We start from the raw sequence: 16,060 nt of genomic DNA, 5'->3' as shown, positions 1-16,060 counted from the left end.
ACCGGAACCGCCCCGTTTCCGGGGCAACCCCTCTAACTTACCTCGACATCCCGTTCGTGTCGAACCGGATTTCGCCGGGACGCACGCGTCCCACCGAAGAAGCTGATCAGAGGGGGTTCCCGAGGTCCTCGGCGATCTCCGCCGACCCCCTCGGGCCTGTGAACTATATGTACGACCCACACCCCCGTCAAATCAGCCGCGTCCCCGGCCGAGACGTGTTCTCCGCCCCCTGGGTAGGTACCGGACGTGACAGATCAACGAGTGCTCCCCCGGCCACTGGTCTTGCTGCTCTGCACGGCGGGTGCCGTGGTCACGCTGGCCGGCTTCAAGGCGGTCGGCTCCATCCTCGGCCCCGTACTCCTCGCGCTGGTGCTCGTCATGGCGGTCTCCCCCGTCAGGACCCGGCTCGACGCGCGCGGCGCCCCCGGCTGGCTGCAGGTCGCGGTCCCGCTGGCCATCGTGCTGGTCGTGCTGCTCGGCATGATGGCCGTCCTCACCCTCTCCGTCGCGCAGCTGGCCGGCCTGGCCCCCACCTACGGCGACCAGTTCGGTGAGATCGTCGCCCAACTGCGGGATTTCGCCGCCCGGCTGGGGATCGGCGGAAAGCAGATCGACCAGGCGATCAGGTCGTTCGACCCGGGCAAGGTCTTCACCTTCGTGCAGGGGTTCGCCTCCGGACTGCTCGGCGCCTTCTCCGGCCTGGTCCTCATCGTGGTCCTGCTGCTCGCCATGTGCCTGGACGCGCGCTCCTTCTCCAAGGTCCTCGCCCACGGCCGGGCCTCCCGGCCGAAGCTCGTCGCCGCGCTCGACGACTTCGCCCACAAGACCCGCCGCTACCTGGTCGTCTCCACGGTCTTCGGCCTCGTCTGCGCCGCGCTGGACGCCGCCGCGCTCTGGGCGCTGGGCGTCCCGCTCCCCCTCCTGTGGGGCGTCCTCGCCCTGATCACCAACTACATCCCGAACATCGGCTTCGTCATCGGGCTCATCCCTCCCGCCCTGCTCGGCCTGCTGGAGGGCGGATTCGAGACGATGCTCCTGGTGATCGCCGCCTACATCGCGATCAACTTCGTGGTCCAGTCGCTCGTCCAGCCCAAGTTCCTCGGCGACGCGGTCGGCCTGTCCACGACCGTGACGTTCCTGTCCCTCATCGTCTGGGCCTTCGTGCTCGGCCCTCTGGGCGCCCTGCTGGCCATCCCGCTCAGCCTGCTGGTCCGCGCCGTGCTCATCGACGGCGATCCGCGCGGCGGGTGGGCCGCGGCGCTCGTCTCCGGAGAGCTCCCTGCCGAGGGGGAACGCGATCGCGCCTCCTCCGGTGACGGGTCCGCCCCGCCCGCGGAACCGGGAACCGCGCCTCCCCCCGGGGCCTCCGCCGTACCCTGATGCCATGTACCGCGAGTGGGCCCCCGACCCCGTCCTCGCCGACCGGCTCGTCTGCGTCTGGACGCGCGTCACGGCGTCCGGCGGCACCGGGCTGGTCGTGCCGGACGGATGCGTCGACCTGGTCTGGGGCCCGCGCGGGCCGCACGTGGCCGGGCCCGACACCGGGCCGATGCCGGTCGCCATGTCCCCGGGCGACCGCTACACCGGGATCCGGTTCCGGCCGGGCGCGGTGGGCGAGGCGCTCGGAGTGCCGGTCGAGGCCCTGCGGGACCTGCGGGTGCCGCTGACCGACCTCGGCGGACTGCCGGGACTGGACGCCGAGGCCGTGTCCGCCGCGATTGCAGCCGCCGGGACCGCGGGCGACGGAGACGTCCGTGACGTCCTCGGGGCCGTCCAGGAGTCGCTGGCCGTACGGCTGCGTGCGACGCCAGGGCCGGACCCGGCCGCGCCGGTGGTCGCCGAGGCGCTGCGGACCGGGCGGAGCGTCGGGGAGGTCGCCCGGGATCTCGGGCTCAGCGAGCGGCAGCTGCACCGGCGGTGCGTGCGGGCGTTCGGGTACGGTCCCAAGACGTTGCAGCGGGTCGTCCGGTTCCAGCGGGCGGTCCGGCTGGCCCGGCGCGGGGCCGGGCTGGCCGAGGTGGCGCTGGCCAGCGGCTACGCCGACCAGTCGCACATGTCCAACGAGGTGCGGCGGCTGGCCGGCGTGCCCCTGCGTCAGCTCGTCAGCCGGCCGTAGGCCTTGAGCGTCCTCAGCCGCGACACGGTGAGGAACCCGCCCCACTCGTGGGCGACGACCGGCGTCCACATCGGGAAGTTCGGCGCCCAGCCGCCGTCCTCGCCCTGCTGGTCGATCAGCGCGTCCAGGTGCGCCTCCAGCACCTCCTCGCCGAAGAGCGGGAGGGTGCCGGGCTCGGGGACGAAGTCCAGCGGGAAGTGGGCCTCGCCCTCCGCCGCCGGGTCGAGGGAGACGGTGGCCAGGATCGCCTCACGGAGCCGTGCGAACTCGTCGTGGGCGCGGTCGCGGTCCGGGACGTGCTCCAGGAAGTGCAGGATCGCGCGGGCGGTGTAGGGCTGGAGCTCGCTCGTCCCGCCGATGGCCGCCCAGGTGAACTCGGTGGCCGGGCCGAGCCACGGGTGCTCGACCTTGTGCTTGTGCAGCAGGCCCGCGATGGAGGCGGTCGGCACCAGGGAGCCGGGCGGATCGTCGGGGGTCTCCCACCAGGGCGCGCGGGGCGAGGTGCGCACGCTCGGCAGCACGAACGGCACCCCTCCGTCGGGCGCGGTGACCGTCAGCAGGTGGTCGCAGGCCCGGATCACCATCGGGTCGTCGAACGCGTCCAGCTCGTCGAGGATCCAGAACGCCACCTCGACCGGCTCGGGCTGGCTCTCCGGCCCGCGCAGGTCGGGCTCCAGGGCGTTGCCGAACCCGCCGTCGGCGTTCTGGTAGCTCCGCAGTACGGCCAGCGCCCGGTCCACCGGTCCGCCGTCGAGCAGCCTCTCGCACCTCAGCCGGTCGATCAGCCGGGCGTTGAGCAGCAGGTAACGCCTGGCCGCAGCCAGGGCGTCGTTCGTCAGCGTCTTCATGCCCCGACCGTACGCCCGGCCGCCGCCGGGCGTCTTGCAGGAATCGGACGCGCGCCGCCCCGCCCGCTCCGCGGATCGGCGATCCGGGAGACCTGGGGCCAGACGGCCGGGCGGCGGGGACCCGATGGTCAGAGTCCAGAGGCAAGCCGGGAGGCCGGAGGCCGGACGGCCGGAATCCGGAAGCAGACCGGGAGGCCGGACGGTCAGGGGATCTCCATCGCGACGGCGCCGCCGCTCACCCGGGTGCGGCCGTCGGGCTCGGCGATCGAGACCTTCAGCTCACTGGGCCGTCCCATGTCCACTCCCTGGATGACCGTGAACTCCTTCACTCCGTCCTCCAGGGCCCTGAGGTAGCCGCCGAAGGCGGCCGCCGCGGCCCCGGTCGCCGGGTCCTCGACCACACCGCCCACCGGGAACGGGTCGCGCGCGTGGTAGCGCCTGTCGCTCTCCCGCCAGAAGAGGTTCACGGTCGTCCAGCCGTGGCGGGTCATGACCGACCGCAGCGCCTCGAAGTCGTAGTGGAGGTCCGCCAGCCGCTCGCGGGAGGCGGCGGCGAGCATGAGGTGGCTGACCCCGCCGAAGGAGACGTGCGGCGGGAACGCCTTGTCCAGCTCGTCACGGGACCAGCGCAGCGCGGCGAGCGCCTCGTCCAGCGCGTCCTCGGCCACCGGCGCGGAGCGGGTGGGCACGCTGGTGAGGGTGGCGAGCAGCGACTCTCCCTCGACACCGGTCTGCACGGCGATCTCTCCGGCGTTGGTGCGGAAGGCCAGCGGACCGGTCCCGAGCCGCTCGGCCAGGGCCACCGCGGTGGCGATCGTGGCGTGCCCGCAGAAGTCGACCTCCGCCGAGGGCGCGAAATAGCGGACCCGGAAGACGCGGTTCTCGTCGTCGCGCTCGGTCAGGAAGGCGGTCTCGGAGTAGCCCACCTCGGCGGCGACGGCGAGCATCTCCTCGGCCGTCAGGCCGGCGGCGTCCAGGACGATCCCGGCGGGGTTGCCGCCCGCCGGATCATGGGTGAAGGCGGTGTAGCGCAGGACTTCCACATTGTTCCTCACATTTCCAGGAACCTAGCAGCCGCCGTGTCCGGGACCGCGCTCCGGACCGTGCTCCGGACCGCGTCCCGCCCCGGAGCACGGACCCGGGGCGGGACGCGGTCCGCCCGCCGGAGCCCGAGGCCACGCCGAAGGAAGGGTGTCCTTCCCGGCCTCCCCCGCTGGCGCCGCCTCACCTCATCCGGAAGACCGGACCGCGGGGGGCGAAGGGGAGGCGGGCGCCCTCGGGGATGAGGAAGGCGTGCTCGCGCCGGATGCGGAGCACGTCGCACCACCCGTCGGTGATCACCAGGATCGGGCCTGCGGGCGGGAAGTCCTCGGCCCGCTCCAGCAGGTTGACCCCGGGTTGCAGCACGGTGCCGCCCCGGCCGCGGACCCGGACCCGGTTCGCGATCTCCTCCACCGGGAGGTATCCGGCGTCGTAGGCGGCGGCGTCGCAGAACACCACGCGGGCGCGCGGCACGTCGCGGGCCGTGGCGTAGGAGGCGATGGAGCCGAGGGCCTTGCCCAGGAGTCTGGTGTCCATCGAGCCGGAGGTGTCCAGGACGACGCCGAAGGTCGCCCGCCGCACGAGCTCTTCGGGGCGGATCCAGCCGGGACGGGGGATGTCGGGGCTGGAGGCCTGGCGGCGGGAGGCGCGGGCGTAGGAGCGGCGCCGGTCCGCGGAGGGGACGTGCTCGTCGAACCAGCGGGCCAGCGCGGCGTCCCAGGGCAGCGGGGGCTGGTCCAGGGCGCGGATCTCCTGCTCCAGGCCGGAGGGAAGCAGTCCCCGGCCGCTGTTGTGGTGGTAGGCGAGCCCGGTGCACAGGGCGTTGCGGTAGTACTCGTCGAGGTCCGTGTGACGGCCGGGCGCTCCGGGGTGCGGGAGCGGGCGGTCGAGCACGTCGCCGAGGCCGCGACCCCGCAGGGTGCCGAGCTTGCGCAGGCGGCGCAGGTCTGCGGCGATCCGGTCGTAGACGGCCTCGGCGGACAGCCCGGCGAGCGACTGGTCGTACAGCAGGCCCTCGGGCATCTCGCCGACGGCCATCTCCACCAGCCAGCCGTTGATGACGTAGTCCGCCGCGACGTTCCACAGGTAGGGGTCGCGTCCGCCGACGCGCTCGCCGTGGTGGAGCGCGGCGTGCAGCATCTCGTGGGCCAGCACGAACCGCCACTCCTCCACCGACATCCGTACGAGCGGATTCACGTAGATCTCGGCGGACTCGGCGCTGACCGCCGCGATCGAGATGTCCCAGCCCCTGGCCAGCTCCACGTCGGCGACGATCTTCATCCCGGCGGCGAGGGCGCCCAGCAGCGGGTAGGAGGAGACGAACCAGCGCAGCGCCGCATCCCACGGCCCGTCGACGTGCCGGTCCCCCGTGGAGCGGGGTGCGCCCGCGAGATCCAGCGCGGCGGTGGCCGTGTCGGCGACGCCGATCGCGAAGTTCCGCTGGAAGTCCATCTGCTTGGCCGCCTCCTCGTCCCCGATCACGAAGTCGGGCGGGCCGGTCGGCTCGTATTCGGCCGGCAGGCCGAGGCGGCGCCACCGCTCCGACAGCGTGGTCTCGTCCTCGTGGGGCAGCTCGGCCGGGAGCGGTTCGGGGCAGCGGCCGAGCTTGAGGGTGCGCAGAAAGCGGTCGACGGCCAGGCAGCAGGCGGCCCGGTAGGCGGGGTCGGGCAGGAAGGCCGTCTCCCAGCGGTCACCGGTCCTCTCCCCGATGTCCCCGGGCAGGGCGGAGCGCGGGTCGGCGTGGCCGAAGCCGAGGTGGAGCAGGAGGTGGGCGAAGACCCACGCCCACTCCTCGGGTTCGGCCCGGCGCCCGGGGTGGTGGCGGACCCTGCCCTCGGCCGAGACCGCGCCCCAGGCGTCCGGCGCGAGCTCGCTGTCCCGGGCGACGTGCAGCCGGTAGCGGTAGGCGCGGAAGAGCGGGTGGTCCGTGGTCAGCCGCCACCCCTGCTCCGCCTTCTGGCGCCAGGGGTCGACCTTGGCCTTCTGCCTGGGCATCAGTTCCTCGCGGCGACGAGGCGGGGCAGGTCGCGGCCCACCTCGACGAGGAACCAGGTGGGCAGGGCCGGGGCTCCGTTCGCGTCGTTGGCGATGACGAGCTGGGCGCACTCCAGGGAGATCTCGGCCAGCTCGACCAGGAGCGTCTTCGCCCGGAACGCCAGGTCACGCCCGCGGGAGGAGGCACCGCGCTTGTCGGCGGGCAGTTCCTTCATCAGGCGGGCGCGGAAGGTCTCCGACAGGAAGTACAGCAGGTCGCGCTCCTCGGGGGCGCGGGGCCAGGGGACGTCGCCCTTGAGCACGGCGTCGAGGTCGTAGGCGTGGCGGACCGTCTTGACGTAGGCGCGGAAGGCGGACGCGTGCGCGGTGGTGAGGGTGCCGAAGGCCAGCAGGGCCAGGGTGTCGTCGTCGATGCCGTCGCCGTAGGAGTGCATGACGTCGGAGAGCATGTGCCAGGCCCGCGGTGAGGAGAACGGCTCCTCGGTCTTGGGCGGGGCGCTCCACAGGTGGTCGGGGCGCTGGGTGAGGTACTCGACGATCCACGGGTGGATGCCGTTACCGGTGGCCCAGGTGAGCCAGTCGGTGGCCGAGGCCCGCAGGTGGACGTGGACCAGTCGGTTGACCAGCGCCGAGGCCATCGGCCGGGCCAGCGCGTTGTCGGTGGCCCGGTTGCCCGCCCCGATGACGACGGAGCCGGCGGGCAGCTCGTAGGCGCCGATGCGCCGGTCGAGGATGAGCGAGTAGAACGCCTTCTGCACCTCGGGCGCGGAGGCGTTGAGCTCGTCGAGGAACAGGCAGTACGGCTCGTCCCGCGCGATGGTCTCGGGCGGGGCGAACCGGCTCCGGCCGCCGACCAGCTCGGGCACGCCGATGAGGTCCTCGGGAGCGAGCTGGGTGCCGAGCATGGTCACGCACTCCAGTCCGAGCGCGTCGGCGAAGTCCCGGACGAGGGAGCTCTTGCCGATGCCGGGTGCGCCCCAGAGGAAGACGGGGCGCACCACGGCGACGTGCAGGAGCACGCCGGGGAGCTGCGCGGGGGTGACGGTGACCGTTGCCTGCATGCCGACAAGGGTGACAAGTCACCCCGGCGTCCGCACCGGGTTTTCCGTCCGGTCGGACGGCTGCGGGGCCGGTCGGCCGGGTGCCTCGCCCTGCACGCAGGCGACCGGGACCCGGCGGTCCCAGGGCATGGCGTAGGCCAGGATCGGCAGCAGCGCCACCGAGGCCTGGGCCCACGCCGCGTGCTGCGTCGACCAGATCTCCCAGGACTGGGTCATGGGGAGGTAGCCGTACCCGGCCCACAGGCAGACGCCGATGACCGCGGGCCAGTAGAAGCGGTTGGGCGTGGGCCGCGCGACGAGGAACGGCATGAACCACAGGAGGTACTGCGCGCCGAGGCGGGGGGTGACGACCATGAAGGCGAGCAGCACGGCGGTGGTGAGGTCCACCGGGTCGGCGCGGCGCCACAGGAAGGCCGTCACCAGCACGGTGACGTAGATCAGCCGGGTGCCGAAGGTGGCGATCCCGGAGTCGAGCGTCCAGTCGCCGCCGACGAGGATCGCGCTGTAGCCCCACTCGCCGACGATCGGGCGGATGTCCCCGATCGTGCGCAGGGCCTGGACGATCTCGTCCAGGGAGGCGTTCAGCAGGAGGGGTTCGGTGACGATGAAGAGGACCGGCATGATGCCGGTCGCCACGAACGCGACGGCGCGGGCCCGGACGGTGGGCAGCAGCAGGAGCATGCCGGGGATCAGCCAGATCGGCCAGCTCTTGGCGCACAGGGCCAGTCCCATCAGCAGTCCGGCGAACAGGGCCCGGCGCAGCGCCGCCCGGTCGCCCTCGCGCGGGGTGAGCCCCCGGGCCGTCCCCTGGCGCAGCGCGCGGCCGATGCCGTACTCCCTCGCCCGCCGTACGGCGCCGCCGAACCCGTGGGCGGCGACGGCCTGCCGGACGTAGGTGACCGGGTCGTGGCGCAGGCCCGGCCGGTCGGGGTCGCCCGGACCGCGGGCCACGACGAAGGCGGCGACGCCGAAGACCAGGGCGACCGGCTCGACCTGGCCGTGCACGGAGGCGACCAGGATGGCCAGGGGGTTGCAGGCGTACTGGAAGGCGCGCAGGGAGGCGGCGGATCCGCCGGCGAGCCTGCCGACCAGGGGGATCAGGATGATGTCGGCCACCACGGTGACCAGGCGGCCGCCCCACTCCCACGGGATGCCCAGCCAGAGCAGCAGGCCGTACACGTACGGGATGGTCGGCAGGAAGTGCCAGCCGCCCTTGCTGCCCAGGACCGGGTCCTGCCCGTTCAGGACCGCCTCACCGGCGGGTTTGAAGCTGTTGACGAAGTCGACCGGCTGCCACTCGCTCATGGCCGCGACGGCCATGATGAGCAGTCTGAAGCCGACCCCGACGGCCAGCACGACGGGCAGCGACGGGCGCCAGCCCCTCCACTGCGCGACGACGGCGAGCACGACACCTGTGACGAGGACGATCCCCGTGAGAATTGCGTTGTCCATGGCGGCCCCTAGCCTGCCTGATCCGGGGAGCGGACAACCACCCGGACGGGGAAACGAGACCTGTCTCCCAGGCTCGCGCGTCCCGTGCGGTCAGGCCCGCGCGCCGGGCCGGGCGGCGGGGAACGCCCTGCGGGTGTAGACCAGGGCGGCCAGCGCGGTCGCGGCGAGCAGGACGTAGCCGACCGCGTAGGCCCCGAAGGCGGAGTAGACCACGCCCATGACCAGCGGCGGGAAGTAGCCGCCGAGTCCTCCGGCGGCGCCCACCAGGCCGGTCACGGTGCCCACCCGCGAGGGTTCGACGAGCTTGGCGACCAGGGCGAACACGCCGCCGGTACCGAGCCCGAGGAAGAACGCCGTCACCACGAAGGTGAGCCCGGCGGGGATCTCCGGGGGCGGTTCCAGCACCAGGACGAGCGCCATCACCGCGGTGCCCGCGAAGGAGGCGGTCAGCACCCTGACCGGGCCGATCCGGTCGGACAGGATCCCGCCGAGCGGCCGGGCGAGCACCGCGGCCACGGAGAATCCGGCGGCGCGGAGTCCCGCGTCGGTCTGCGTGAACGCGTACACGCTCTGCAGCAGGGTGGGCAGGTAGGTGGAGAACGCGACGAACCCGCCGAAGGCGACGGCGTACAGGAACGCGCACTGCCAGGTCGCCTTGATCCGCATCGCGTCGCGCATGCGGGGCAGCGCGGGCTCGGTGGACGGCCGCCAGTCGGGCGAGTTCCTGCTGAGGAGCAGCATCACGGCGCCGGTGACCGCGAGGGCCGCGGCCATCAGCAGGTGGGTCTGGGTCCGGCCGAGCACCTCGACCAGGCGGGGGGTGAGGAAGGCCGACAGCGCGGTGCCGCCCATCCCGGCCCCGAAGACGCCGGTGGCGAAGCCCCTGCGGGCCGGTTCGTACCAGGCGTTGACGAACGGGACGCCCACGGCGAAGGAGGTGCCGGCGACGCCGAGCAGGAAGCCCCACAGCAGCAGCGCGCCGTACGAGCCGGACCAGCCGACGCCGAGCACCGGGATGATCGAGACGAAGCAGACGACGGCGAACATCAGGCGGCCGCCGAGGCGGTCGGCGAGCATGCCCATGGGGATGCGGCCGAGTGAGCCGACCAGGACGGGGATCGCGACCAGCATGGAGGTCTGGGTCGGCGACAGGCCGAGCTGCCCGCTGTAGGTCCTGGCCAGGGGCCCGATCAGGTTCCACGCCCAGAAGGTGACCGCGAACGCGGCCGTGGCGAGGATGAGGTTCGGCGTCTGGCCGCTGCGTGTTCCGTCCGGCATGCGGCCCTATTACCCGGGATGCCGTGGCTTCATGTGACCGGAGGGGCGGGAGTGCGACGGAGAGTGAGGGCGGGGCCTCGCCGCCGGGGATCCGTCTTCCCCGGCGGCGAGGAGATCGTCAGCCGAGCCGGTCGAGGTAGGCCCGGTGGCTGCGGGAGAACTCGTGGCCGTTGTACCGGTCCCAGTTGATCGACCAGGTCATCAGGCCGCGCAGGTGCGGGTAGGTCGCCTTCGGCCGGTACGGCCCGCAGTTCGCCCCCTTCGTCAGGCAGTCGAGGGCCTTGTGCACCTCGGCCACCGTGGTGAAGCCGTTCCCGGCCCAGGGCGCGGCGGGCAGGCCGATGGCGACCTGGTCCTGGCGCAGGGCGGGGAAGACGTTGGCCGGGTTCCCCGCGATGGGGAAGCCCGCGAGCAGCATGTCCGTCATGGCCACGTGGAAGTCGTGCGTGCCCATGGTGTGGTACTGCCCGTCCAGGCCCATGATCGGGCCGGAGTTGTAGTCCTGGACGTGCAGGAGCGTCAGGTCGTCGCGCATCGCGTGGACGACGGGCAGGTAGGACCCGGCCCGCCGGTCGGCGGAGCCGTTCGCGCCGGGGCCGTAGAACTGGTGGCCGAGCTGGACGAAGAACGTCTCCGGGGCCATGGTCAGCACGAACTTCGCGCCGTACTTGGCCTTGAGCGCCTTCAGCGCGGCGATCAGGTTGACGATCACCGGGGTGGTCGGGGCCCGCAGCGAGGTGTCGCCGGCATCGAGGTAGAGGGAGTGGCCCTCGAAGTCGATGTCCAGCCCGTCGAGGCCGTACCTGTCGATGATCGCGCTCACCGAGCGCACGAACGCGTCGCGGGCGGCGGCGGTGGTGAGCTGGACCTGGCCGTTCTGACCGCCGATGGAGATGAGCACCTTCTTCCCGGCGGCCTGCTTGGCCCTGATCGCGGCGGTGAACTCGGCCTCGGACTCGACGTTCGGGCACTCGGCGGCCGGGCAGCGGGTGAAGCGGATGTCGCCGGAGGTCACCGAGGTCGGTTCACCGAAGGAGAGGTTGATGATGTCCCATTCGTCCGGCACGTCGGCCATCCGGACGTAGCCGGAGCCGTTGGCGAACGAGGCGTGCAGGTAGCCGACCAGGACCCGGTCGCCCGCGGGCGTCGGTGTCACGGTCGGTGTCACGGTCGGCGTCGGGGTGGGGGTGGGGGTCACGGTCGGAGTGGGCGTGGGGGTCGGTTCCCCTCCGCCGTCGCCGCGCGGGCCGTCGAGGACGACGTCGTCGGCCTGGTAGGCGCCCTGGCCGTACCAGCCGTTGACGTGGACCGTCACGGCCGTGCTCGACGGGCCCGTGGTGAACGTCCGGGTCAGCTGCGCGTAGGCCGACGGCGAGGACGTCCACGTGCTCACGTCCGTCGTGCCGGTGCCGCTCGCGCCGAGGAAGACGTAGCCGCCGCGGACCCAGGCCGAGAGCGTGTACGACGTGTTCGGTTTCACGGCGACCGTCTGCGAGCAGCGCGCGGTGTCGGAGCCGGCCGGGGTCGCCTGCAGGGCCCTGGACCCGCCGTGCACCGGAGAGGAGACCGCCGCCGCGCCCGAGGACGCCGAACAGGTCCACCCGGTCAGCCCGTCCTCGAACCCGGGGTTGGTGGTGATGTTCGCGGCATGGGCGGGCGAGGCGGAGAGCGTCGCTCCGCCCAGCGCCAGGACGGCGAGCGCCGCCAGCCGCATCCGCGCCGATCGTTGGTTCATGACCTGCCTCACGAGGCTCTGCTGGGGGGTGTCGGAGGTGTACGGCCCGCACCCCCCGGGGGGCGGGGGCGCGGGCCGTACCGGCTAGAAGCCCGCGGTGATCCTGGTGAACTCCCACTCGGCCTGCGGGGCGCCGCCGCCGTTGACCCGGTCGCGGTTGGTCGACCAGAAGGAGAGCCTGGTCAGGCCCTTGGACTTGGCCCAGTCGCGGATCCGGGTCCACGTGGCCGGGGTGGTGGTCTCCCCCTGATCGGACTTGCCGTTCATGCCGGAGATGCCCATGTGCGCGTAAGCTTCGGCGTCGCTCCAGCCGAACGCGCTCTTCAGCGAGCTCTTCAGCCCTTCGGAGGCGTTGACCGTGTCCTGGTACATGTCGGTGCCGCCGAAGTTGAACGGCATGATCGTGTAGTTGTCGATCGGGACGTTCAGCGCCTTGGCCTGGTTGACCAGCCGGATGCCCGCGGCGCTCAGGCCCGTCTTGAACGTCGGGATGGTGACGACGATCTTCACGTTCGGGTTGTTCTGCCGGACGATCTTCAGGCCGTTGAGGATGCGGTCCTGGACGGTGTGGTTCTCGAACTCGTCGGTGTTCTCGATGTCGAAGTCGACCACCGCCGGGCCGTGGGCGTCGATGACCTTCTGCACCGCACCGGCGAAGGCCTGCGGGGTGGAGCAGTTCGGGCCGAGCTTGTTGCCGCTCCAGCCGCCGAAGGAGATCTCGACGCTCCCGCCCTTGGACTTGATCGTGTTGATCGCGGAGGCGTCGGTGCCGCCGGTCAGCGGGCGCTGGCCGTCCCAGGCCGGGTTGCAGCCGTTCTGGGCCAGGATGAACGCCATCGTGAAGGACTTGACGCCGGTCGCGTCCATCACCGTGGCCGGGCTCGGCGGGTTGCCCCAGCCCATGTAGAGGTACGGCGCGCCGGGCAGCTTGCCGGGCGGGTCGGGGTTGGTGCAGCCGGTGGTGGTCCCGGTGACCTGGCTGCTGGCGACCGACTCGCCCTGCGCGTTGTAGGCCTTGACGGTGTAGGTGTGCGTCTCGCAGGTGCCCAGTCCGGAGATCGTGGCGCTGGTCCCGGCGACCTGCGCCTTCTGGGCGCCGCCCTCGTAGACGCGGTAGCCGGTCACGGTGCCGGACGATGCGCCCCAGGTCAGGGAGATGGCGGAGTTCGTGGTGCCGGTGACCGAGGGGGCGCCGGGCTGGCCGGGCGTGCCGGGCGGCGTGGTGGGGCCGCCGGTGGCGAGCTTCCACAGGGCCGGGACGTTCGGCGGCTCCCAGCCGGGCAGGGAGGTGTGGCCCTGGACGGCCTCGTACTCGGACCCGTTGTAGCTGACCCGGGCGCCGACGGCGTAGGCCGTCCAGGCCTGCCAGGCCGGGGCCGCGAGCACGACGCTCGCGTGGGGGGCGGCGGTGGCGGCGGTGGCCGCGGCGGTCAGCCCGGCGGACGTCACTGCCACGGCGGAGAGTACGGCGACGGCCGTACGACGTAGTCTCATGATCATTCCTAGGGGAGGGTGGCGAGGTGCGGCTTGACGGTCTTGGAGAAGTTCCAGTTGTTCGAGGCGTCCCAGTTGATCGACCAGGTCATCGCGCCGCGGATCCCCGGGTAGGCGCGCGGCGGGACGAAGCCGCCGCAGCCGGTCCGGGTGGCCAGGCAGGTCAGCGCCTGGTTGACCACGGACGGGGAGACGATGCCGCCGCCGGCCGCGCCGGGGCCGGAGGGCAGGCCGAGCGCGACCTGGTCGGGGCGCAGGCCGTTCTCCAGCTGGATGCAGGCCAGCGCGGTGAGGAAGTTGACCGTGCCCTGGGAGTAGGCGGCCATCTGGTCGCAGCCGAGCATGGCGCCGGAGTTGTAGTACTGGGTGTGGACGACGGTGAGGATGTCCTTGATGTTCAGCGCGAGCTTGAAGTACTCCGCGCCGGTCGACTGCATGTCGATGGTCTGCGGGGCCATCGTGATGATCAGGTCGGGGCCGGTCTTGGCGCGCAGTGACCGCAACGCCTGGCCCATGTAAGTGGCGTTGAGGCCGTTCTCCAGGTCGATGTCCACGCCGTCGAAGCCGTACGACTGCATGATGGCGTGGACGGTGTCGGCGAACCTGGTCGCCGCGGAGGCGCTGGCCACCTGCACGCGGCCCTTCTCGCCGCCGACGGAGAGGATGACCTTCTGGCCGCGCGACTGGAGGGTCTTGACGTCGGCCTTGAGCTGGGCATCGGTGTAGCCGCCGAGGGAGGCCGACAGTCCCGGATCGACGGCGAAGGTGACCTCGCCGGGGGTGGAGGTGGCCTCGCCGAAGGAGACCGCGACCAGGTCGTAGGAGGTCGGCACCGCGGAGAGCTTGAGCTCGACGGCCTCGTTGTCGAAGTTGTGCCAGTAGCCGGTGAGGAAGTGCTTGGGCAGCGGGCTCGGCGTGCAGCCGGTGGTGGTGCCGGTCGCCTCGTCGCTGGCGGGCGACTCGCCTTCGGCGTTGTAGGCCTTGACGGTGTAGGTGTGCGTCTCGCAGTCGCCCAGGCCGGAGATCGTGGCGCTGGTCCCGGTGACCTCGGCCTTGCGGGCGCTGCCCTCGTAGACGCGGTAGCCGGTCACGGTGCCGGACGACCTGCCCCAGGTCAGGGCGATGCTCTTGCTGCCGCCGGTCGCGCTCGGGGTGCCGGGCCTGCCGGGCAGCACGGGGTCGGTCGGGCCGCCGCCGTCGCCGCCGCAGTCGGCGCCGTTGAGCTTGCAGTTGGCGGGTACGGCCGCGGCCCCGCCGGGTGAGCCGAGGAAGCCGAAGCTCACGCTGGCGCCGGGGGCCAGGGTGCCGTTCCAGCCGAGGTTGGAGAAGGTGAAGTGCTGGCCGCTGCGGGTCAGGGAGGCGTCCCAGAAGGAGCCGACGTTCACTCCCGCCGGGAGGTCGAACTCGACCTTCCACGAGTTGACCGTGGCGGAGGTCCCGTTCTTGATCGTGTATCCGCCCTGGAAGCCGGAGCCCCAGTCGGCGGTCTTCGTGAAGGCGGCGGTGACCGCGGCGGGCTCGGCGGCCTGGGCCGGTGGCGCGACCGCCGTGCCCAGCAGGAGCGCCGCCAGGGCGACGGCGGATCGGGTGATGAGGCGGAATCTCACGTTGACCTCGATGACCTCGGTGGTTCGGTGGGGGGTGGCCGTACGGCTTGCGCCCCGCCGGGAGTCCCCCCGGTCGGGGGTCGGGGAGGGGCGGGGCGCGGGCCGTACGGCGGGGAGGGCTCGCCTCCGCGGATGCAGGAGGGCGGGTGCGAGCCGTGGTCCGGGTGACGGGCGGGGCGGTCCGGACGGAGTCCGCCGACCTGCCCGGTGTGCGGCTCCCGGCCGGTGTCGGGTCGGCGTCGTGCCGGTGTCGCGGCGTCAGGCCGGTGTCGCGGCGCCGACGTCGATGTCGGCATCGGTGTCGGCGTCCGGGAGTTTGCCGGACTTGTCAGGACGAGTAAGACGGGAGAGCGCACAGAGGCCGGGGCCGCCGCGGTCGGATCGGACGGGCGGGCCGTCCTGCTGTCCGGGCGCCGGAGGACTGCGGCTCCCTCATCCGGGTTATCGCAGGTATTCAGGGGTTACGGGGGATGCGAACGGGTCACGGTGACTCCCATTCGGTTCTTTTTTTAGGAAAGTTTCCTAAGAGTTGTGGCGATCGTAGCCTTGACAGCAGACCTCCACAAGACCCAAAGGACGCGGCTTCCAACGCCCCAGCGAGGCGCGTTCCAAACGCCGCCGCCCGAGCCCCGGAGGCGGAGCCGCCCGGCCCTCCGGACTGGTAAGCACCCAACTGGGAGTACGGTGATGATGCCTTCCGCTTCGCCCCCTGGAGCACCACATGTTCTTCGGCATCACCGACCTCTGGACCTACGTCGCCGGTGCGTTCTTCATCATCCTGCTGCCCGGCCCCAACTCCCTGTACGTGCTGGCCACCGCCGCCCGGCACGGGGTGGCGCAGGGTTACCGCGGCGCGGCCGGGGTGTTCGTGGGCGACACGGTCCTGATGGCCCTCGCCGCGGCCGGGGCCGCCTCGGTGCTGAAGACGACGCCGCTGCTGTTCGCCGCCGTCAAGTACGCGGGCGCGGCCTACCTGGCGTGGATGGGCCTGCAGATGCTGCGCGGGGCCTGGCGGTCTCGGCGGGCCCCGGAGAGCGTGCAGGCCGAGGAGACCGCACAAGCGGTGGCGGAGGCGGAGAGGGGGGCCGACCCGTTCCGCAGGGCGCTCGTCGTCAGCCTGCTGAACCCGAAGGCGATCCTCTTCTTCATCTCCTTCTTCATCCAGTTCGTGGACCCCGCCTACTCCAGCCCCGCCCTGTCGTTCCTGGTCCTCGGCACCATCCTGCAGGTCTTCAGCATGCTGTACCTGACCGCGCTGATCTTCGGCGGCACCTACCTCGCCGCGCAGTTCCGCCGACGCCGCCGGCTGGCCGCGACCCTCACCGCCGTCGCGGGCGTCCTGTTCGTCGGCTTCGGCGCGAGGCTGGCCACCGCGTCGCTCGGCTGACCCGCCCGGGAGTCGGCCCGACCCGCAGCCTGACCCGCCGCCGGAC

General features: G+C 72.4%; 12 protein-coding genes. 3 read left to right on the top strand and 9 right to left on the bottom strand.

Annotation, left to right across the window (positions count from 1 at the left end; translation table 11 throughout):
- The first annotated feature begins 246 nt into the window (after positions 1-246).
- The gene (locus IEZ07_RS19230; protein ID WP_191895985.1) at positions 247-1,380 is read left to right on the top strand and encodes an AI-2E family transporter; all 1,134 of its coding nucleotides are present in this window, start codon (positions 247-249) and stop codon (positions 1,378-1,380) included.
- A 4-nt stretch (positions 1,381-1,384) separates the two neighbouring features.
- Positions 1,385-2,116 (top strand): helix-turn-helix transcriptional regulator, encoded by a 732-nt coding sequence (locus IEZ07_RS19225; protein WP_191895984.1) that lies wholly within the window; start codon positions 1,385-1,387, stop codon positions 2,114-2,116.
- Here the strand turns inward: IEZ07_RS19225 and IEZ07_RS19220 are convergent.
- From IEZ07_RS19220 to IEZ07_RS35765, 9 genes are all read right to left on the bottom strand, one after another.
- On the bottom strand, positions 2,095-2,964 hold the full coding sequence (locus IEZ07_RS19220; RefSeq protein WP_191895983.1) for a hypothetical protein: 870 nt from the start codon (positions 2,962-2,964) through the stop codon (positions 2,095-2,097). The two genes, IEZ07_RS19225 and IEZ07_RS19220, sit on opposite strands and share 22 nt — an antisense overlap.
- Positions 2,965-3,167: 203 nt before the next feature.
- The gene (locus IEZ07_RS19215; protein ID WP_191895982.1) at positions 3,168-4,019 is read right to left on the bottom strand and encodes a PhzF family phenazine biosynthesis protein; all 852 of its coding nucleotides are present in this window, start codon (positions 4,017-4,019) and stop codon (positions 3,168-3,170) included.
- A gap of 169 nt (positions 4,020-4,188) precedes the next feature.
- On the bottom strand, positions 4,189-6,000 hold the full coding sequence (locus tag IEZ07_RS19210; protein ID WP_191895981.1) for a vWA domain-containing protein: 1,812 nt from the start codon (positions 5,998-6,000) through the stop codon (positions 4,189-4,191).
- Entirely contained in the window at positions 6,000-7,061 is a 1,062-nt protein-coding gene (locus IEZ07_RS19205) for an AAA family ATPase (RefSeq protein ID WP_191895980.1), read from the bottom strand. Before IEZ07_RS19205 ends, IEZ07_RS19210 begins: the two co-directional genes overlap by 1 nt.
- Before the next feature lie 18 nt (positions 7,062-7,079).
- Positions 7,080-8,513, bottom strand: coding sequence for a putative hexosyltransferase (locus IEZ07_RS19200; protein WP_191895979.1), 1,434 nt, complete (start codon positions 8,511-8,513; stop codon positions 7,080-7,082).
- 90 nt (positions 8,514-8,603) lie between these two features.
- Positions 8,604-9,791, bottom strand: a complete 1,188-nt coding sequence (locus tag IEZ07_RS19195) for an MFS transporter (protein WP_191895978.1) — start codon at positions 9,789-9,791, stop codon at positions 8,604-8,606.
- A gap of 118 nt (positions 9,792-9,909) precedes the next feature.
- Positions 9,910-11,526, bottom strand: a complete 1,617-nt coding sequence (locus tag IEZ07_RS19190) for a chitinase (protein WP_191895977.1) — start codon at positions 11,524-11,526, stop codon at positions 9,910-9,912.
- Positions 11,527-11,610: 84 nt separating this feature from the next.
- Complete coding sequence (locus tag IEZ07_RS19185) at positions 11,611-13,020, bottom strand: carbohydrate-binding protein (RefSeq protein ID WP_191895976.1); 1,410 nt, start codon at positions 13,018-13,020, stop codon at positions 11,611-11,613.
- An 8-nt stretch (positions 13,021-13,028) separates the two neighbouring features.
- A complete protein-coding gene (locus tag IEZ07_RS35765; RefSeq protein ID WP_204054415.1) occupies positions 13,029-14,627 on the bottom strand; it encodes a chitinase in 1,599 nt (532 codons plus the stop codon).
- Positions 14,628-15,348: 721 nt separating this feature from the next.
- Here IEZ07_RS35765 and leuE point away from each other — a divergent pair.
- Complete coding sequence (gene leuE, locus IEZ07_RS19170) at positions 15,349-16,014, top strand: leucine efflux protein LeuE (RefSeq protein ID WP_191895975.1); 666 nt, start codon at positions 15,349-15,351, stop codon at positions 16,012-16,014.
- Positions 16,015-16,060: the final 46 nt, after the last annotated feature.

The organism is Planomonospora parontospora, assembly GCA_014647935.1.
Taxonomy (GTDB): Bacteria; Actinomycetota; Actinomycetes; order Streptosporangiales; family Streptosporangiaceae; genus Planomonospora; species Planomonospora parontospora.
Note: the sequence above shows the minus strand (reverse complement) of the source record. Positions and strands in the feature narration are given on the sequence as shown.